This window comes from Salmonella sp. SSDFZ69 (genome assembly GCF_004010755.1).
Classification (GTDB): Bacteria; Pseudomonadota; Gammaproteobacteria; order Enterobacterales; family Enterobacteriaceae; genus Salmonella; species Salmonella enterica.
Genome location: NZ_CP034831.1, coordinates 253878 through 273479, shown reverse-complemented (window position 1 = coordinate 273479; position 19602 = coordinate 253878). Strand labels below are relative to the sequence as shown.

Genomic DNA, 19602 nt, shown 5'->3' with positions numbered 1-19602 from the left:
TTAATGATTGCAAATTTATAAGAAGATCGGTTACTAACCAAAAACATCAGTTTTTCATTCTGTCAACGCGGCGTGACGCTGAACGGCATAGACCTTTTCCCTGCCTGCGTTTGGCCGTCTGACCGCTAGCCACGCGTGCAGCACACTTTATAATCGCGCTTTTTATGAGAAAGATGCCATGCCGCACATTTCATCTCGCTTTAGCTCCGCCTGCATCGCGTTTATTAAACAGTGGCAGGGTCTGTCGCTGGAAAAGTATCGCGATCGGCAGGGTAACTGGGTGATTGGTTACGGGCATATGTTGACGCCGGATGAGACGCTGACATTCATTACGCCCGACCAGGCGGAGGCATTCTTGCTGGATGACCTCAATAGCTGCGATATGCTGCTACAGAATTGTTTGCCGGAACTTAATGATCGGTTTCAACGCGAAACGCTTATTGCGCTGATGTTCAGCATCGGACATCAGCGTTTTTTATCATTAATCAATACGGGTGATATTTCACAGCCAGAAATAAGCGGACTGCGAATTTAACGTCGTTAATTCGATTCATTTAACATCATGGCGGCCTGGGTACGATTTTTTACATCCAGCCGCCGGTAAAGCGACTCCAGATGCGCTTTAACCGTCCCGGTACTAATATTTAACGCCCGCCCAATTTGTTTATTTGATTCTCCTGCGGCAAGCATCTGTAAAATTTCCCGCTGGCGGGCGCTTAACGCTTTTATATCACGGGACTCCAGCTCCGTTGAATTTAACCAATCCCCCGGTAAAAACATCATCCCGCGAGCGACAGCATTGAGCGCAAGGACAAAGGTTTCGGCATCAGAATCGCGTGGCACCACGGCCTGAACGTTAAATTGCATGACTTCATGCAGCCACTTTTGACTGCCATCCATCGCCGTGATAATAATCTTCACCTCCGGAAATTGCTGCGCGATTCTTTGTAGCACCTCGCGGCAAAATTCAGCATCCAGGCCGCTATCCAGCATGACCAGCGCATCCGGCACGCTTTCTATTTTTTGCCAGAGTTCTTCTGCCTGACCGACACTCTGGATACTTATTCCTGGAATGTGCTGCTGCAAACTGATTTTCATTCCATGAATAAATATTGACTGCCTGTCAAACATGATTACCTGCATTACTTTTCTCCACCTGGGTAAGATAATAGTCTCAAGATGAGGAAGGGTATTACCCGTAGGGTAAAATAAGAAGTCGCCATTTGGTATAGGCCATTTTACCGATAGTCATTGGTTGAGGAAGGGAAAGGTTATGAATATTTACAGCTTCAACATCGGGATTACAGAATTCGCTAAAATTAGCCTTTTAAAGTAAGGAATATCTTATTAGCGTGAACAGTCAAGGCTAATTTGAATATTAATTTAATGAAGAGTACGCCTGGCGCGTCACAAAGGAAATATCTGCTTTTCGCCTGATGTGTTACAAAAAATAAAGTAGCACATTTTGTTAAAAAATAGCCAATCCGCCTGAAAACCGCGACGATGGGTCAATGACAATACCGTATATGTACATGCATTTCTCTCTCCCACTACACTCGCGGCTATCAGCGTGTTTTACCGCTCTCGTCCCGTTTATCGGCTTTTTGGCGCTAAAATGCCTGGCCGGAAGGCGATAAATCCGCCGCGCAACGCGATCAGACGTATTCGTCACGCGAGCAATGATTGCGAAAGGGCTTATTAGGTGCTAGAAAATCAATAAAACCAGCCGCTTCAGCGTCACTGTTTCAATAAGAACAATAATAGAGCCTGATGATGGATAAAATATATGCAATGAAATTGTTTGTACGCGTGGCGGAACGGGAAAGTTTTTCCCGTGCAGCAGAGGATATCGGCCTTCCCAAAGGCAGCGTCTCACGGCAAATACAAGCGTTAGAACATCAACTGGGCATCCGCCTGCTCCACCGCACCACCCGGCGGGTACAGCTTACTCAGGACGGAATGGTTTACTACGAACGGGCAAAAGATCTGTTGAGTAACCTGGATGAACTGGAGGGTCTTTTCCAGCCTGATCCCGCCAGTATCAGTGGCAAAATACGGGTAGATATACCGCCATGTCTCGCAAACAGCCTCATCATGCCGCGCCTGCCCACTTTTTTGCATCAGTATCCCGGCATTGCGCTGGAACTTTGTAGTAGCGATCGACAGGTCGATTTACTACGGGAAGATTTCGACTGCGTGGTGCGCACAGAGCCGCTACATGCGCCAGGGATACTGACGCGCCCGCTTGGCAAACTAAGAAGGGTGAACTGCGCCAGCCCACAATACCTAGCGCGCTTTGGGTATCCGGAAAACCTTGACGATCTCGCCTCACATGCGGTGGTGCATTATTCATTGACCCCGGGAGTCTCTTCACCGGGTTTTGCCTTTGAAACTCCCCACGGTATGCAGTGGGTAAAAACCGGCGGAATGCTAACGGTAAACAGTACGGAGACCTGGCATACGGCCTGTCTGGCAGGATTAGGGATCATTCAGACGCCGCGCATTGCTGTACGGGAGGCGTTACGCGCCGGAACGCTCATTGAAATTTTACCGCAATATCGCGCCGCTCCACTGCCGGTGACGCTGCATTATCCCCATCGCCGTAATCTTTCCCGCCGGGTACACCTGTTTATGGTATGGCTGACTGAAACCATTAAAGAGGCCGCAGAGTAGCCGCATTTTCAGCATCCACCGGGGAGAAGCTATACTGACATATTCTATTAATGATGAAGGACTACCGACCTGATGACGCAGGAAAATGACGTAAAACGCCCTATTCAGGAACTGGAGCACGACCCGATACAAAAAATAGAAACGCAGCCGCATGACGCCCCGGAAAAAAACGAAAAGGCAAATCAGGCGTTGCATTCCGTCACCACCCTGATGCAAAAAATTCAGCGTCAACCGATGGTGGCCCACCTCATTCGCGCGACCGAACGTTTTAATGATCGACTGGGTAATCAGTTTGGCGCGGCTATCACCTACTTTTCGTTTCTGTCGATGATCCCGATAATGATGGTGTCCTTTGCCGCGGCAGGTTTTATCCTCGCCTCGCACCCTAATCTACTGGAAGATATTTTCAGCAAGATATTGATGAATGTGAGCGATCCTACGCTGGCGTCCACGCTTAAAAATACGATTAATACGGCGGTTCAACAGCGTACCACGGTAGGGCTGGTCGGACTGGGTATCGCGCTCTATTCCGGCGTTAACTGGATGGGCAACCTGCGGGAAGCGATTCGCGCCCAGTCACGGGACGTCTGGGAGCGCAAGCCGCAGGATCAGGAGAAAATCTGGCTCAAATATCTGCGCGATTTTATCTCGCTGATTGGATTATTAATCGCTTTAATCATTACGCTGTCCATTACTTCCATCGCCGGTTCCGCCCAGCAGATGATCATCTCCGCCTTGTATCTCGACAGCATCGAATGGTTAAAACCGGCCTGGCATTTGATCGGTCTGGCCATCTCTATTTTTGCCAACTATCTACTTTTTTTCTGGATTTTCTGGCGACTGCCTCGCCATCGTCCCCGTAAAAAAGCGTTGATTCGCGGGACATTTATCGCCGCTATCGGTTTTGAGGTGATTAAAATCATTATGACCTATACGCTGCCGTCACTGGTGAAATCGCCTTCCGGCGCGGCGTTTGGCTCCGTACTCGGTCTGATGGCATTCTTCTACTTTTTTGCCCGCCTGACGTTATTCTGCGCGGCCTGGATAGCCACCGCCGAATACAAGGACGACCCGCGAATGCCGGGTAAAACGCAACGCTAGTCTGCGGCTTGCTGCCGAATGGCACGCACGGCGTCGTCATTCGGCCTACTGATGTGTAGATCCAGGCCGGGCAAGCAAAGCGTACCCGGCGGTACAATCAGGCACGTCCTTCCGCCTCATCTCATTGTTTCAGCATATAAATCCAGTAATTAACTTTTATTTAACCCGAAACCAGTTTTATCCACCAATTCTAAAATTATGTGAAGCATTTCATAGACGCAAAATGGCTGGCTTAAACATTATCCCCTTTTTGCGCTTTTTTTGACCATTTTTGGCTTTTGTTACACATTGAAATATAACTTTTGCTGTGCGTAATATGGCTATTCGTTCGCTAAAAATAAGAAAATAGTATGCAAGCAACCGCCACAACACTCGACCATGAGCAGGAACATGTTCCGGTAAACTCACGCAATAAAGTCGTTATTGCCTCGCTTATCGGCACCGCGATTGAGTTCTTCGACTTCTATATTTACGCCACCGCTGCGGTGATCGTGTTCCCCCTTATCTTCTTCCCCCAGGGCGATCCCACTGCGGCAACGCTACAATCGCTCGCCACCTTCGCTATCGCGTTTGTGGCGCGTCCGATTGGCTCTGCGCTATTCGGCCACTTCGGCGACCGGGTAGGCCGCAAAGTCACGCTGGTGGCTTCGCTGCTGACGATGGGGATCTCCACGGTCATTATCGGTCTGTTACCGGGCTACGCGACGATAGGTATTTTCGCGCCGCTGCTGCTGGCGCTGGCGCGTTTCGGTCAGGGACTGGGGCTGGGCGGCGAATGGGGCGGCGCGGCGTTATTAGCGACGGAGAATGCGCCGCCGCGCAAACGCGCGCTGTATGGCTCCTTCCCGCAGTTGGGCGCGCCGATCGGCTTCTTCTTTGCCAATGGCACCTTCCTGTTGCTCTCCTGGCTGCTGACCGACGAGCAGTTTATGAGCTGGGGCTGGCGCGTGCCGTTTATCTTCTCGGCGGTGCTGGTGATTATCGGCCTGTATGTGCGCGTGTCGCTGCATGAAACGCCGGTGTTTGCGAAAGTCGCCGCAGCGAAAAAACAGGTAAAAATACCGCTGGGCACGTTGCTGACGAAGCATGTCCGCGTAACCATTCTCGGCACGTTTATCATGCTGGCGACCTACACGCTGTTCTATATCATGACCGTCTATTCCATGACTTACAGCACGGCCGCCGCGCCGGTGGGGCTTGGCTTGCCGCGCAATGAAATACTGTGGATGCTGATGATGGCGGTGATTGGTTTCGGCGTGATGGTGCCCGTCGCCGGCCTGCTGGCGGACGCATTTGGTCGTCGGAAAAGCATGGTCATCATTACCACGCTCATCATTCTCTTCGCGTTGTTCGCCTTTACCCCGCTGCTGGGTTCAGGCAATCCAGCGCTGGTATTCGTGTTCCTGTTGTTAGGCCTGAGCCTGATGGGGCTGACCTTCGGCCCAATGGGAGCGCTGCTGCCGGAGCTATTTCCGACGGAAGTGCGCTATACCGGCGCATCGTTTTCCTACAATGTGTCATCGATTCTGGGCGCTTCCGTCGCGCCGTATATTGCCGCATGGCTGCAAAGCCACTACGGGCTGGCGGCGGTAGGGGTTTACCTGGCGTCAATGGCGGCGCTGACGCTGATTGCACTGCTATTAACCCATGAGACGCGTCATCAGGCGTTGTAATAGGGCGCCGGATGGCATCATCCGGCGCTACGTTTCACGTTACTGCTTCATCTGCGTTAAAATCGTCCGGCACTGATTGGCTTCGCCTTCAGAGGGCGAAATGAGCGCCAATAGCGCGGCGGCGGGCGTTACCAACGTCGCCAGCGCTGCCGCAACCGCGCCGCGCGCAATCAGCGGGCCGGGCTTGACGCCCGCCTGCGGATTTTTAAATGTCCCGCGCACGTACAGCGGCGATCGCAGCGTAATAATACGAATCCCCTTACTTTCCGGATCAATGGTTAAATCGAGCTGTTCAGAGGCGAAGCTCGCCGTACCGGTCACGTTAATCAACGCATTTTCTGTATCAAAAGCAAAAATTTGCGGTCGCGCCACGCCGTTCGCAATATTGAGATTCGCCGCCGCGCAGTTAACCCGCACTTCGTCATCGCCAAAAATCTGCCCGACAATATAGTTGCCGACGTTCAGCCCCACGATTTCCATCAGGTTGCGGCTAATCAATCCATCATTCATCAATAATTTCAGATTGCCGTTACTGTTGCCAAGCAGCGCGGCGACCGAGTTGCCCGTCCCGCGAATATCCGCATCGCCGTTCAGCTCGCCCAGCGTTTTCTGCATCAGCTCCACATCCGGCATCAGTTCTTTAAGCTTCAGCCGACGCGCCTGTATATCCGCCCGCCCCTGCATTGGTTTTTTATCCCCTTCCAGATGGATGTTGGAGACAATACTGCCGCCTGCCAGACCAAACTTCAGCGGCTGTAGACGTAAGTCGGCGTTTTTCAGGATGATATGGGTCGAAAGATCGCTAATCGGTAGACTGCCGCCATGCTCAATACGCCGGCCTTTAAACCGGACATCGGCGTCCATAACGTCCCATTTGTCGGTTTCAAAGCGATCGTAAGGCAACACTTTATCCGCCGGCTGAACATTCTTCTCGCCTTTGCGCTGTTCAGACCGTTTCGACTGCTCAGCGTCTTTCCCGGAATCCACGCCAATCAGCGGCCCAAGATCGGCCAGTCGTAACTGGCGCGATTCGACATCGCCTTCCAGTTTAGGGCGCGGTTTACCGGTGGTATAAGTGAGGGAGCCGTGGATATCACTGTCGCCAATGCGCCCATTAAAACCGCGATAATCAAATACCGATGACTTTTCGGCGTCAATTTTCGCCACCAATCGCCCATCGGTCTCAAACGGCGGCGTATCCGGCAGCAGCACGCCGGTTAAATCATATAAATCGCCCAGTGAATCGCCAGAGAATTTAAGCCGCAGATCGACGCCGCCCATTTTCATCGGTTCGTTCACCACGCCGCTAAAAGCCACCCGCGTATTACCAGAGCGGAAATCGGCCTGCACAGGAAAAGGCGTACTTTCGCTACGTAGCGCCAGCATACCGCCTATTTTCCCCGTACCGGTCAACGGTTCCCCGTTATAACGCCCCTGCGCCTTCAGGCCGAAGACATAGTCGCCCACGGTGGATTTGTCTGCTTTGCCTTTCGTTCCCGTCACTTCGCTGAACGGCAACGGTTTGCCTAACGGATCGACCAGAATAGTGATATCCGCTTTACTGACCTTATCATCGATCGCGATTCGCCCCTGGTCGAAGAGAATATTATCCAGCCGGAAGGACCAGGCGGAAGGTTTAGCATTGGGGTCCGTATTCTTGTCTTGCGCGAGGTTAAAGGTCCAGTTATTGGTTTTCTCGGACAGACGAATAAGACGCGCGTCGGGTTTCACCAGTTTGATCCACGGCAGCCAGACGGTTTTGGTCAGGAGCGCCAGCGGGGCAAGCGTCGCCTCAACGCGTGGCAAATGCACCATCGTGACTTCCGGAATATCCGGCGGATTGCCGAGAATGACGTCTTCCGCGTGAACATGCGGCCACGGTACCCAGCTTCGCCAGCCGGTCTCCTGTTTTTGGCGTTCCCACACCACGCCTAAATCGCCGCGAATAGCGAAAGGCCGGTTCAATTCGGTAGAGACTTTCTGGTTGATGGTCGGTTTGAGGCGGTTCCAGTCAAATGTTGCGATCAACAAAATCACTATGACGATCAACAACAAGAAAGTCCCTGTGATGGCGGCGGTTATTTTGCCTGCTTTAGTCATGTGTTATTTCCTCACTTCTTCCCTTGCCTGTCCTAAAGATAGTTCAGCCAGACGAAAAAGGAGGATGACCGCGCCTCGTAATACCACGTATTACGGGAACAGTCTGGCGTTACAGGGTCAGAATCACCTCTTCGAGCGATATCAGCGGCACGGGTCGAGAAAGAAAATAGCCCTGGGCAGCAAAGGCGGGCGAACGCTGCACATCACGCCACTCTTCCAGCGTCTCCACGCCCTCGACAATAACGCCGCGGCAGTAGCGGTTCATCAGTTGCAGCAGCAGAGTGAACAGGTTGCGTCCCTCCGGGGACTGACGCAGCATGACGAACAGCTCTCGCGCCACTTTAATGTAGTCATAACGCACTTCGCTCAGCGCTGAAAAATTGGCCATACCAGTACCAAAATCATCCAGCCACAGCGGGCCGAACTCACACATCGAGGCGAAAGAGGAGTCTTTCGGCAAACGAATATGTTCCACCAGTTCGAAACGCAGCCAGGGTAAGCGCTCCATCGCTGCCAGAATGTCCGGCTGTCGTCGCATGGCAATCAGCGTAGGGCCGTCGACATTGACCGATGCCAATAAGTGATGGCGAGTGAAAAAATCCGCTTTTTGTTCAAGCTGATGAAGTTGTTCTTTCACTACGTCAATGCGGTGTCGAACCGCTAACTCCGCGAAATAACGATCCGGGGCAATACGTCTGGAAGGGTTATCAGGATGGGTGACGACAGTGAGAAGTTCAACCGCCATCAGACGGCCATCCGTCTGGTATATCGGCTGGTAAGTATAGGCACGCTCGCATTGCAGCCAATAGCGCCGTTCCTGCAAATTCTCTATACCTGCATCAGGAACGCGTAGCTGCTGGATAACCTGCTTTATCATCTCAGTTGTCCTGTTAATGGGAGTGTGACTGTCCGGACTCGTCAAAGGTTATCGGCGTTCAGGCAGAGAACTTTACCCTCGGTCCCTGGCAAAATAAAAACAGACCCCGAAACTTGTCAAAAATACGCACTTGCTCAAAAAAATAATGGACCGATGTTTTAATATTATTGACCACTAAACATCCACAGCGCACACTAACGCTAATTTTTACAGATCAGGTTCACGACTATGTCTAAAAAGATTGCCGTGATTGGCGAATGCATGATTGAGCTGTCGCAGAAAGGCGCTGATGTTCAGCGCGGCTTCGGCGGCGACACGCTGAATACCTCCGTTTATATTGCCCGTCAGGTCGATTCTGCCGCTCTGGCCGTTCACTATGTGACGGCGCTGGGTACCGACAGTTTCAGCCAACAGATGCTGGAGGCGTGGCAGCATGAAAATGTGGATACCTCGCTAACGCAGCGGATGGAAAATCGCCTGCCAGGCCTCTATTACATCGAAACCGATGACACTGGCGAGCGTACCTTCTACTACTGGCGTAACGAAGCGGCAGCGAAATTCTGGCTGGAGAGCGAGCAGTCAGCGGCTATCTGCGAGGCGCTGGCGACCTTCGATTATCTCTACCTGAGCGGCATTAGCCTCGCAATTTTAAGCCCGACCAGCCGTGATAAGCTGCTGTCTTTATTGCGTGAATGTCGGGCCAACGGCGGGAAAGTTATTTTTGATAATAACTATCGCCCGCGTTTATGGACAAGTCGCGAAGAAACGCAGCAGGTCTATCAAAAGATGCTGGAATGTACTGATATCGCCTTCCTGACACTGGACGATGAAGACGCGCTATGGGGTCAGCAACCCGTGGAAGAGGTCATTGCCCGCACCCATGCGGCAGGCGTGCAGGAAGTGGTGGTAAAACGCGGGGCGGACTCTTGCCTGGTCTCGATTCAGGGCGAGGCGCTCATTGACGTTCCGGCAGTGAAACTGCCGAAAGAGAAAGTGATAGACACCACTGCCGCAGGCGACTCCTTCAGCGCCGGTTATCTGGCCGTTCGTTTGACGGGCGGCAGCGCGACGGATGCCGCGAAGCGCGGACACCTGACGGCCAGCACGGTAATTCAGTACCGTGGGGCCATTATTCCGCACGACGCGATGCCGCAGTAAGTCATTCGCTCTTGCCCGGTGGCGCTGCGCTTACCGGGCCGGCAGGCGGCAGCTTACTGTGCCGCCGGTGTCTCCGTCACTTCCGGATGCGCCTCATCTGCTTCAACAGCGGCGGCAGTTGTCGGGACCATGATTTCATCCCACGTAGCCTTTAACGCCTTCATATTAAATTCCGGCTCGCCTTGCGGTTGCAGCAAAATTAATGCCATCTCCTGCGATAGCTGCTGACGTAGATTCTGATTGAGCATATCGACGGTCAGGCTGTTGAGGAAATTCTGACGCAGCTTCTGATACTGCTCCGGCGCGATATCCACCACCTGATTCTGCAGCGAGCGCATACGCTGTCCAGTCAAAATGTCAGTATCGGTACGCGCGTAGGTCGCGAACAGCTTTTGCAATTCGAGATTTTTCTGCGCCACCAGAGCAGTAAACTCCTCTTCCGACAAACCTTTATCGCGTACTTTCGCCAGTTCATTCGCCACCAGGCTCAAATTGGTATTGAGCTTATCATTAGGTGATTCAATGTTGATGGCGCACTGCGCGCGCAGGAACAGAACCCGGCAGTCAAACCCCAGACCAATATCTTTCGCGTTATTTTTAGTAAGCTCTTGCTGGATATGCCAGAACAGCGCTTCGCGCGCCAGATCCGCCTGCCAGTAGCGCAACAGCGCCGCCGACTCGCGAATCGGTTGCCACGGCGTATCCCACATAATGGAGAGACGATCCTGGCGCACCGCATCGGTCATAATGCTCACTGATTCCGCCCGCAGCGGCGAAAGCGTCGGCACCGGGGCGGGCGTTTCGCGTTTACCTTTCAGCGTACCGAACGTTTTATTGATCTGCTCGGCGACGGAGCGCGCATCAATGTTGCCGACAACAATCAGCGTCATGGCATCCGGGGTGTACCATTTTTCATAGAAAGCCTGAATTTTGGCTGCGTCTACCGGCTGCTTTAACGGTTCCGCGGGATCGTGCCCCAATAACGCCGACCCTTTCAGCCGATAACGCCACCAGCCCTCTTTAGTATCTGCTGGCCACGTCGCAACCATATCTTCGCTGCTTAACGCATGATTCACCGTCTCTGGCGTAATGGTTAATTTACCGGAGACGTTAGCCAGATAGGTCAGCGCTTCTTTCAGCAGATCGTTACGGTTATTGGGTAAACTGAGGTTATAGAGCGTGGAATCATAAGAAACAATAACGGGCGGCATGGGACGTTTCGGATCAAACCCTTGCTGCCATAAAGAACGTGCCTGTGCGGCATCCAGACCACCGCTTTGCGTCAGCGCGATACGGGGAATCGCATGGCTGAACCCGCTCTGTTGCGTACTTTCGGTGAGCGAACCGGTATTAACCTGGAGACGAACTTCAATACGATCGCTGGGGCGCTGAGGCGTAGCCAACACTTGCCACTGTAACCCATTAGCCAGCGTCCCCTGTTGCCATGCCGGATCGGGCTGGAGCGCATCTGCCTGCACATAGCCGGCAGAGGCCAACATCAACAGACTGCCCGCTAAGAGTCGAATTTTTGTGCCCTGCATGTGAACCCCTGATCAACAATCCTGGTAATAAAAAGACAGCCCCGGCAGGGATGCCTGAATATGACGTAAAAACACTTCGTGTTAGACCGCGAGAACCTAAAAATGTCACGGAAGAAGTGAAATAATCCCTAAGCATCATGCTGTATGCTTTGGGCGCAGGGGTCAATTATGCGCAAACACCCGCAGTCCTGGAAGGGACTACGGGCATAAGTGGCGAGATTAGGAGGAAATTTCGTGCGTTTTGCCATCCGGCGCACGATTATTAAGCACATCGTCCAGCTTTTGGTGATCTAACTCTTTCACCCATTTGGCAACCACCACCGTCGCCACGCCGTTACCCACCAGGTTAGTCAGCGCGCGCGCTTCGGACATAAAGCGGTCAATACCGAGGATTAACGCCAGTCCCGCAACCGGTAAATGGCCCACGGCGGAGATAGTGGCCGCCAGCACAATAAAGCCGCTTCCGGTCACGCCCGCGGCGCCTTTTGACGAGAGCAGCAGCACGACCAGCAACGTGATCTGGTGGAAGATATCCATATGGCTGTTGGTCGCCTGGGCGATAAACACCGCCGCCATCGTCAGGTAGATAGAGGTGCCATCAAGGTTGAACGAATACCCCGTCGGGATCACCAGCCCCACCACCGATTTACGGCACCCCAGTTTTTCCATCTTATCGAGCATACGCGGCAACGCTGACTCGGAAGAGGAGGTGCCGAGCACAATGAGTAATTCTTCCCGGATATAGCGAATAAATTTAAAAATGCTAAAGCCCGTTACCCGTGCAATCGTCCCCAGCACCACCACCACGAAGAGAATACAGGTGATATAGAAGCAGATAATGAGCTGCCCCAGTTGCACCAGAGAACCGACGCCGTATTTACCGATGGTGAAGGCCATCGCGCCGAATGCGCCAATCGGCGCCAGGCGCATGATCATATTGATGATGCCGAAAATGACCTGCGAAAAACTCTCAATCACATTGAAAATGAGCTGGCCTTTGCTGCCCAAACGGTGCAGCGCAAAACCAAACAACACCGCAAACAGTAAGACCTGCAGAATGTTGCCGCTGGCAAACGCGCCGATCACGCTGCCCGGTATGACATCCATCAGGAAGGCAATAATGCCCTGCTCCTTGGCTTGTGCGGCATAAACGGCCACCGCCTGCGCATCCAGCGTTGCCGGATCGACGTTCATCCCGGCGCCAGGCTGCACAACGTTGACGATGATAAGACCGATAATCAGCGCAATCGTACTGACAATTTCAAAGTAAAGCAGCGCGACCGCGCCGGTACGGCCCACCGCCTTCATGCTTTCCATGCCTGCGATGCCCGTCACGACAGTACAGAAAATGACAGGAGCGATGATCATCTTAATGAGCTTAACGAACGCGTCGCCAAGCGGTTTCATTTGTGCGCCTAGTTCAGGATAGTAATGGCCAAGGAGAATACCAATGGCGATTGCTGTCAGGACCTGAAAATAAAGACTTTTGAACAGAGAGGTTTTCATAGGGTGTCCTTGAAGTAAAAACCACAGGTCTTGTAAGGTTATGAGTAACCTGCGGCCTTAAAATAACACCCACACAACATGACAGAAATGCGTCAGGATCATAATTGAAACAAAAATGTTAAAAAGTTTGAGCTGGCTCGCACAAGCGCGACCTTTTTTAACTTTTGTAATCAGGATTTTCGTGCGACAGATACCGTTCTTCAAAGATATCCGCGGGAACGGGCCGAGCAAACAGGAAGCCTTGCGCCACGTTGACTCCAGCCTGTTCCAGCCACGCGCGTTGCGCCTCGTTCTCCACGCCCTCGGCAATCAATTGTAAATTAAGACTGCGGGCCATCAGGATAATCGCCGTCACCATGCTGTGATCATCCGGTAACCCATCGACAAACATTTTATCAATTTTAAGGATATCGACCGGTAGCGACTTCATATGCTGTAACTGGCGCAGCCCCGCGTAACCCATGCCAAAATCATCCAGTGCGATACGCACGCCAGCATTACGTAACGGACGTAAGATAGCGACGGCAGCGTGCGGATCGTCGATACGGCGGCTTTCAGTGACTTCAAGAATCAGCGTACCTGGTTGAATACGATAGCGGTTTAACAATTCCAGCAGCTCCGACACCATGCCAGGGTGCATGAGCTGTAACGCGGAAAGATTGACGGAGAGCGGCAATGTCACGCCGCGCTCCTGCCAGGCGGCAAGCTGGCGACAGGACTCTTCCAGCACCCAATGGCCCACCGTGACCATCAGGCCGCAGGATTCAATGCGCTCAATCAGCCCCTCCGGCAATTCCCAGCTACCGTCCGGCTGCTGCATACGTAATAAGGCTTCGGCGCTTAATACGTTGCCGCTGCGCATCTCGACCTGCGGCTGCAGCCAAATGGCAAACTGATGGTTATCCAGCGCGGTAAGGATATCGCTCTCTTCGGTAAGGCGCTGTTGAGCGGCCTCCATCTGTGCCGGGTCAAAGAACTGGATCTGATTTTTACCTTTTCGGCGCGCGGTAAAGGCGGCGGAGACGGCGCGACCATAGAGCTCTTCGGCGGTCAGATCGCCATAATACATCGCAATGCCAATACTGCAGCTTGGGCGCAGTTGAATACCCTGAATGGGCAGTCGTTCATTAATGATAGTGAGTATTTGCTGACCTAATGTGATGGCGTGCCACGGCTCTTTAACGCCGTGGGCGATAATGGCGAAGTCATACCCGCTGACCTGCGTAAGCACCATGCGCGGCGCCAGCACCGACTTCAGCTTCTCAACCAGCGTCAGTAATAGAATCTCCCGCTGCGTTTCTTGCAGCACGCCTGCCGTGTCACGCAACGTTTCGCACGTCACGATGATAAGCGCGGTGGTCTGTTGGCGGGCGATAACCTGTTCCAGCAGCGCCATTAAAAAGGCTTTATTGGGCAGCTCGGAAACCGGAAAACGCATCGCGTTGTCCGTTTGCTCCTCGCGTTGACGCTGCATAAGCTGCTGGTTGAGGTTATAGCTGCGCACCAGCATTCCAATTTCATCATCCTGATGCAAACGCGGCAACGCCAGCTGATGTCCGATCAGCTCCTGCTGCGGAATGTCGTTCAGCTCGCGGGCGATTTTGCGCAGCGGATGCACAATCAGGCGGTTTACGCACCAGGCGATGGCCACCGTCAGGATCAGCGATAAAAGTAAGTAAATGGTCACTAACGTAGAGAGCGCGCTCATGACGAACTTGTACATACGGTACGAATCCGCCTGCAATACAAGGTAGGCCAGCGGTTGCGGATTGGCGGGACGCTCCAGCGAATAAACCGGTAAAGAAATTTGTACCGGCAGTTCGAAGAGACGCGTCACCATAACCGGGACGGGGCGTTCAGGAATGAAGCGCTTACGCAACGCCTGGAACTGATTCGGCAATACCACATCGGCGCGACTCACCACGCCCGCAGGTTTAATACTTTCCAGAATGGTTTCCGCGCCGGGGAGATCCGCTTTTAAAATCGCGGAAGAAAGAGGTTCCCGAACAGATCGCGCGATACTTTCCAGTTGCGTAGCCGTGTTGTAGCGGTTCTGCTGTACCAGATGGAACAACAAAACGGTGCAAAAGACAAAAACAAACACCATGACAACGGCCGCAACCATTGCCATCTGTTTAATTGTTAACGAGCGGCTGACGCGCAAATTGACTCTCCCTGGATATCCCGGACTGCCGCCTGAGTATACCCGATTGCAGCGGCATTAAGAGAGGCTGTATCTGAAAAGGACTTTTCTGAATAACGGTTAATGATAGCGTCTGATGGCGCTGCGCTTCTCAGGCCTACGACGCCTGTCAATTCGTAGGCCTGACGCAATAATTACCAGTCAGCGTAAGGCACCAGAGGCTGCGGCGGTAAATCCATATCCCCCTGCCAGCCCGCCGCGGAATAACGGACATACAGCAGCAGATGACTGGGGGTATAGTCTTTCGCCTGCTGGATATCGACAGCCGTACCCACAAACCAGTTGGCAGTGACCCGACGTTCAATGAGCGCCCGCGCGGTATAGCCAAATCCCTGGCTGCTGCCGCCGCCGTTGGTCTGGTCACGCGCATCCTCCTGATAATCCGCCGGGATCAAATTTATCAGCGGATAACGCGGCATGGTACGGGTGCGGGAGTGCGACCAGGATACCGAGCCGCCCAGCTCCCACGACCAGTTTTCCGTACGCTGCCGCCACATCACCGGCACCGCAAACGACAGGTATTCCTGCGGGCTATAATAACCGCCCTGACCCAGTGAATAACCGCTCAAATCTTTGTCGTAATGCCAGATCATGTTATTCAGCCCGACGGTAACGCGGCGGTTATTCTCGTTAATCACCTTATAGTAATAACCGGTCATCCAGCGCACGCGCCAGTTATCTTCCACATTTTTACCGCTCAACTGGTCGCCGCTGAGCGACGCCCAGACACCGTTTGCTTCGCCTTTATCATAGCTGAGACTGATGCCGCCGCCGTTGGCCCGCACGCCGCCCCATTTGGTGCCGGTATTGCTGCTGGCGTCCTTTTGCCCGCCAAACGCCAGCAGTGAGCTGGAGATCGGGCGACGATGCGCGTTCAGGGTATAACCCAACGGCCCGATATCGTCGCTATAGCTGACGCCGCCGACCACATCAACGACATTAAAGCCCATCGGCGTCGTGCCGATATCCCAGCGCCAGGTCTCATTCTGCCAGCCGACCGCCACGCTCGCGCCCGTATCGGCCTGGCTACGATGTCCGCTGCATTTCTCCAGCGTACAGGTACCCCAGTTATTATCGTATTTTCCGTCCGCATCCGTAGAGAAACGGCCAACATCCATATTCACCATATCAGTACGAAAGAACGCCCGTCCGTCCGACCAGGGCGCATCCACCTGAAGCATCGTGGTATGCGCCTTCAGATCGGAGTAACCGCCAGTCCCGCTCGCCCCCCAATAATCGTGCGCCAACGTGACATTGAGATCCTGCTGACGGTACAACTCCGCCGCATCGCTACGCACGCCGCGTTTTAGCCAGTCGTCTTTTTCATCATTGCGCGTCAGGCGGGTAAAGGTATCGTTATCCAGGGGACGAACCGGCGTAATCGCCGCGGCGACCATTGCCTCTTTGTAGGTTTCCAACGCCCGCTGCGGCTCGCCCGTTTGCGCCTGAAAAGCGGCGGCGTCACGCAATACCATCGCGCTTTCCATTGATGGCGGCTGTGCTTTTGCCTGCGGCGTAATGCGGTTGAAGGTCCGCGCCGCCGCCGTGATATCGCCAAGCTGGAGCTGCGCCAGCGCGATGCGGCGCTGCATGTTAATAGAGGTGATTTGCGACGCAGGCAGCGCCGCCAGTTGAGCGCGCGCCGCGGCGTTATCGCCCTGTGCGATGTCGATTTCCACCCGCCCCAGCATGGCATCGACATTACCCGGTTCCCGCGCCAGAACGGCGTCATAAGCGGCGCGGGCCGCCGCATTATCGCCACGCTGCTGCGCCCAGTCCGCCAACGTTAACGCAATGCGCGTAGAGGGCGGCTGCTGACGTAACAACGCTTCCGCTTCGCGTTCTTTGCCGCTATCGCGCAAGCGGTTAGCGCTTTCCAGCACCTGGTTACTTTGCAATCGGCCCGCCAGTTCCTGAATATTGCTGTTCCACTGGCTGGTCGGCAGGGTATTGAGATGCGCCAGCGCCGCCCGGTCCCGATCGCTGCCGGAAAGATAAAGCCCATAAGCATAGACCTGTTCCGGATCGTTTGGCTTCTGCTGCGCCAGAGCGCGCATTTGCGCATCGGCCTGGGCGTGCTGCCCGGCCTGCCACAGATCGCGTGACAGTCGGTACGTCACCCACACGCTCCCCGGATCTAATGCCAGCCGACGACGGTGCAGTTCTGCGGCCTGCGCCCATTTGCCCTCGCTTTCCAGCGTTTCCGCCTGCTGCGCCAGACGGTCATTTTCCAGACTGCGTTCGATATCGTCGATACTGCGCCGCTGGCTGGCGGAAAGAGAAGCGATAAACGCGGCGGCTTTTTGCGGCGACTGCTGGCTATAAAGATTCGCCAGCCCGCGTACAGCATTGGTATTACCGCTATCCATACGCAGCGTCTGCTGATAATAACGTTCGGCGGCGGCATTATCTTTGCGCGCCATCGCCACATCCCCCAGCCCCAGCACCGCGTAGCTGTCGGTGTTATCCACTGCTCGCGCCTGCTGATAGAAACGCTCCGCCTGGGCCAGATTATTCGCTTTTAAGGCCGCGTCGCCCTGCTGAATTAACAGCCAGTAGCGATTGACCTTCAGCAGACTCTCCCACTTATCGCGGCTGCTGCTGTGCGGCGCCATCGCCAGCGCTTTTTCAAACTGCGCGACGGCGCGGGCGCGATCGCCACGCTGTGAGTATGCCTGCCCCAGCGCGCCGACCGCCTCGCTGTCGTCCTGCCGGGCGCTCACCGCCTGCTGCAATTGCGCAATGGCCTTACCGCCTTCTCCGGCATTAACCGCCGCGATGCCCTGCGAGCGCGCGCGGAACGCCGGATCGGCTAACTGTTTTTGCTGCTCGCTAAGCTGGGCGCGGGCGGCAGACACGCTATCGCCTTCGCTAAACTGCGTCAGATAGTCTTGCAACGCTTTTACGCTGGCGTCGCTCACCGGGAGATCTTTTATCTGCTGGTACCAGATGGCGGAGGCCGCGCTGCGTCCCGTACTGGATTTCGCCATCTGTTTTAGCACCGCAAATCCCTCATCGCGCCGCCCGCTGGCGAACAACAGTTGCGCCAGCGCATTTTGCAGAGCGTTATTACCCGGACTGACGGCATTGATTTTCTGTAGCTGGTTAATCGCTTCGTGACGGCGGGCGGGCAATTTCGCCACGGTCGTCCAGTATTCGACCGCCAGTTCGCCCTCCGGCGGATAACCTTTAAACAGCTTGTCGTAGCTGGCGATCGCTTGTTCAGTATGGCCGGTCGTCGCCAGTAAACGCGCCTCCTGCAAAGACTGACGTCCTTGTGGCGTGGAGAGCAGCATCGCGGTGCGGGAAGATTGATACGCCGTCGACTCCGGCGCCAGTTGCGCCAGCCGGTCAAGTAGCTTCTGCGCCCCGTCGCTGTCCCCCTGGCGCAACAGATAGCGGAAACGGGCGGCGATAACCTGTGGATCATTGGGGTCGATCAGCTCCAGGCGATAGAGCGACTGACGGACTAAGTCCTCACGGTGCGTGGCCTCGCCCAGCCGAACCTGCTCCAGCAACTGTTGCTGCGCGGAGGTCGCTGCGCCGGCAAGCGGTGTTAGCGCCATACCAAGCGATAAACCCAACAATGCCCGAGAAACGCCCCTTTTGCCAGGTAAGGCGTTTCGACCGCCAGCCGGCAAAAAAGCGTGCATGAGACTTAACGTGAACTTACGCATTCCTGGCCCCAGTCAGGTAATAATTCACCTTTGACGGTGAAGCGAAAACGGTGCTGATCCCAGCCTTGTCCAAAGAGAGTCAGCACATAGTTGTAATAGGCATCTCTGCCAGGAAAATGGTCTGCGACCCGCTGTCGCTGCACGGCCTGGGCGTCGCGATTTTGCAGGAAAGGCAGTAAAGCGGCGGAAAACCCGACCGGCCCCGTCCCTTGCGCGTTCCCGCTGACGACATCCACTTTCTCCGGTGGAACGCCGTTTTTCATCGTTAACGTCGCCATCGGTTTAAATCGCGCCAGTAAACGCGCTTTTTGCGGATCGCCATCATGCATCATTCCCGCCCATAAATAGACGCGAATCGCATCGTAGCTACTGATCAGCGTCTTTTCCGCTTTCAACTGCCAGCCTTGCTTGCTTTCATAACGCACCCAGTCCGGCGAGAAACCTTTCGGCGCGGTTTCCAGCAAAAGCCGCAAATTGGTTTCCCGTAACGTCGACCACGGCGCGCCAAAACGGCTAAAGTATTGCGCCAACTGCGGCGGCAGATAGCTTGGGTTAAAACGCCAGCTATTCGCCTCGGCAAAGCCGATTTTGCCAGGTAGCAGCATTGAGCCCAGCCCCGGCACATTCACGACCTCTTCGCGAGCGATGCGTTTTAGCAACGCCGTGCCCACCTCGGTATAACGCGTCTCTTTCCACAGACGACCGGCCTCCAGCAGCGACCATGCCATCCAGATATCGCCGTCGGACGCGGAGTTGCTGTCCAGCACCGACCAGGTGTCGGGATCTTTTTGCCCCCACAGCCAGGCGGGCAGATGTTCACGCAGCGATCCCTGCGCCAGATTGTTTTGCGTCCAGTTAAACAGTTGCGCGAACGCCGGTCGATCGTTCGCCGCCAGGGCAAAGAACATGGCGTAGCTTTGCCCTTCGGAGGTGGTAATTTTTCGCGCATCGCCCGGATCGATAACGCGTCCCTGCTGGCTAATGTAATCTTTCTTGAACTGTTCCCACGCAGGCCAGCTACAGGCCGCCTGCGCATTTATTGCCGTCAGCATGACGATCATCGTTATCCATCCGCGCAGCATAGTCATCATGC

Annotated in this window: 13 protein-coding genes; 5 read left to right on the top strand and 8 right to left on the bottom strand. The window is 54.4% G+C overall.

The genetic code is table 11. From position 1 onward, the window contains the following. Positions 1-178: 178 nt before the first annotated feature. Positions 179-535, top strand: a complete 357-nt coding sequence (locus EOS98_RS01280; protein ID WP_001120251.1) for a glycoside hydrolase family protein — start codon at positions 179-181, stop codon at positions 533-535. 5 nt (positions 536-540) lie between these two features. On the opposite strand, the gene EOS98_RS01275 is transcribed toward EOS98_RS01280, so the two are convergent. Further along, positions 541-1143, bottom strand: a complete 603-nt coding sequence (locus EOS98_RS01275; RefSeq protein ID WP_127821132.1) for a response regulator transcription factor — start codon at positions 1141-1143, stop codon at positions 541-543. 630 nt (positions 1144-1773) lie between these two features. Here EOS98_RS01275 and EOS98_RS01270 point away from each other — a divergent pair. The 3 genes from EOS98_RS01270 (at position 1774) to EOS98_RS01260 (ending at position 5447) form a co-directional block, all read left to right on the top strand. Further along, positions 1774-2673, top strand: coding sequence for a LysR family transcriptional regulator (locus EOS98_RS01270; protein ID WP_000358046.1), 900 nt, complete (start codon positions 1774-1776; stop codon positions 2671-2673). Positions 2674-2745: 72 nt separating this feature from the next. Then, on the top strand, positions 2746-3774 hold the full coding sequence (gene yhjD, locus EOS98_RS01265) for an inner membrane protein YhjD (protein ID WP_000191231.1): 1029 nt from the start codon (positions 2746-2748) through the stop codon (positions 3772-3774). Positions 3775-4124: 350 nt separating this feature from the next. Beyond that, on the top strand, positions 4125-5447 hold the full coding sequence (locus EOS98_RS01260) for an MFS transporter (RefSeq protein WP_001148981.1): 1323 nt from the start codon (positions 4125-4127) through the stop codon (positions 5445-5447). A gap of 39 nt (positions 5448-5486) precedes the next feature. Here EOS98_RS01260 and EOS98_RS01255 read toward each other — a convergent pair whose 3' ends face one another. Both EOS98_RS01255 and pdeH read right to left on the bottom strand, forming a co-directional pair. After that, positions 5487-7547 (bottom strand): AsmA family protein, encoded by a 2061-nt coding sequence (locus EOS98_RS01255; protein ID WP_023225078.1) that lies wholly within the window; start codon positions 7545-7547, stop codon positions 5487-5489. Between the two features lie 109 nt (positions 7548-7656). Continuing rightward, complete coding sequence (gene pdeH, locus EOS98_RS01250; protein ID WP_000595626.1) at positions 7657-8424, bottom strand: cyclic-guanylate-specific phosphodiesterase; 768 nt, start codon at positions 8422-8424, stop codon at positions 7657-7659. A 228-nt stretch (positions 8425-8652) separates the two neighbouring features. Here pdeH and EOS98_RS01245 point away from each other — a divergent pair, with 228 nt between their 5' ends. Then, a complete protein-coding gene (locus tag EOS98_RS01245) occupies positions 8653-9582 on the top strand; it encodes a sugar kinase (protein ID WP_000037575.1) in 930 nt (309 codons plus the stop codon). A gap of 53 nt (positions 9583-9635) precedes the next feature. Here EOS98_RS01245 and EOS98_RS01240 read toward each other — a convergent pair whose 3' ends face one another. From EOS98_RS01240 to bcsZ, 5 genes are all read right to left on the bottom strand, one after another. Further along, a complete protein-coding gene (locus EOS98_RS01240) occupies positions 9636-11123 on the bottom strand; it encodes a M16 family metallopeptidase (RefSeq protein ID WP_001163182.1) in 1488 nt (495 codons plus the stop codon). A gap of 219 nt (positions 11124-11342) precedes the next feature. Then, entirely contained in the window at positions 11343-12629 is a 1287-nt protein-coding gene (gene dctA / locus EOS98_RS01235) for a C4-dicarboxylate transporter DctC (RefSeq protein ID WP_000858228.1), read from the bottom strand. Positions 12630-12786: 157 nt separating this feature from the next. Further along, the gene (gene hmsP / locus EOS98_RS01230; protein ID WP_023213317.1) at positions 12787-14793 is read right to left on the bottom strand and encodes a biofilm formation regulator HmsP; all 2007 of its coding nucleotides are present in this window, start codon (positions 14791-14793) and stop codon (positions 12787-12789) included. A gap of 173 nt (positions 14794-14966) precedes the next feature. Continuing rightward, positions 14967-18509: a cellulose synthase complex outer membrane protein BcsC gene (gene bcsC / locus EOS98_RS01220; RefSeq protein ID WP_126523766.1), complete on the bottom strand. Its 3543-nt coding sequence runs from the start codon at positions 18507-18509 to the stop codon at positions 14967-14969. Then, a complete protein-coding gene (gene bcsZ, locus EOS98_RS01215) occupies positions 18491-19600 on the bottom strand; it encodes a cellulose synthase complex periplasmic endoglucanase BcsZ (RefSeq protein ID WP_079983942.1) in 1110 nt (369 codons plus the stop codon). The genes bcsC and bcsZ overlap by 19 nt, the downstream gene beginning before the upstream one ends. Positions 19601-19602 lie beyond the last annotated feature (2 nt).

Coding starts and splice junctions, on each gene's coding strand:
- EOS98_RS01280 (WP_001120251.1), top strand. CDS start 179: ATGCCGCACATTTCATCTCGCTTTAGCTCCGCCTGCATCGCGTTTATT.
- EOS98_RS01275 (WP_127821132.1), bottom strand. CDS start 1,143: ATGCAGGTAATCATGTTTGACAGGCAGTCAATATTTATTCATGGAATG.
- EOS98_RS01270 (WP_000358046.1), top strand. CDS start 1,774: ATGGATAAAATATATGCAATGAAATTGTTTGTACGCGTGGCGGAACGG.
- yhjD (WP_000191231.1), top strand. CDS start 2,746: ATGACGCAGGAAAATGACGTAAAACGCCCTATTCAGGAACTGGAGCAC.
- EOS98_RS01260 (WP_001148981.1), top strand. CDS start 4,125: ATGCAAGCAACCGCCACAACACTCGACCATGAGCAGGAACATGTTCCG.
- EOS98_RS01255 (WP_023225078.1), bottom strand. CDS start 7,547: ATGACTAAAGCAGGCAAAATAACCGCCGCCATCACAGGGACTTTCTTG.
- pdeH (WP_000595626.1), bottom strand. CDS start 8,424: ATGATAAAGCAGGTTATCCAGCAGCTACGCGTTCCTGATGCAGGTATA.
- EOS98_RS01245 (WP_000037575.1), top strand. CDS start 8,653: ATGTCTAAAAAGATTGCCGTGATTGGCGAATGCATGATTGAGCTGTCG.
- EOS98_RS01240 (WP_001163182.1), bottom strand. CDS start 11,123: ATGCAGGGCACAAAAATTCGACTCTTAGCGGGCAGTCTGTTGATGTTG.
- dctA (WP_000858228.1), bottom strand. CDS start 12,629: ATGAAAACCTCTCTGTTCAAAAGTCTTTATTTTCAGGTCCTGACAGCA.
- bcsC (WP_126523766.1), bottom strand. CDS start 18,509: ATGCGTAAGTTCACGTTAAGTCTCATGCACGCTTTTTTGCCGGCTGGC.
- bcsZ (WP_079983942.1), bottom strand. CDS start 19,600: ATGATGACTATGCTGCGCGGATGGATAACGATGATCGTCATGCTGACG.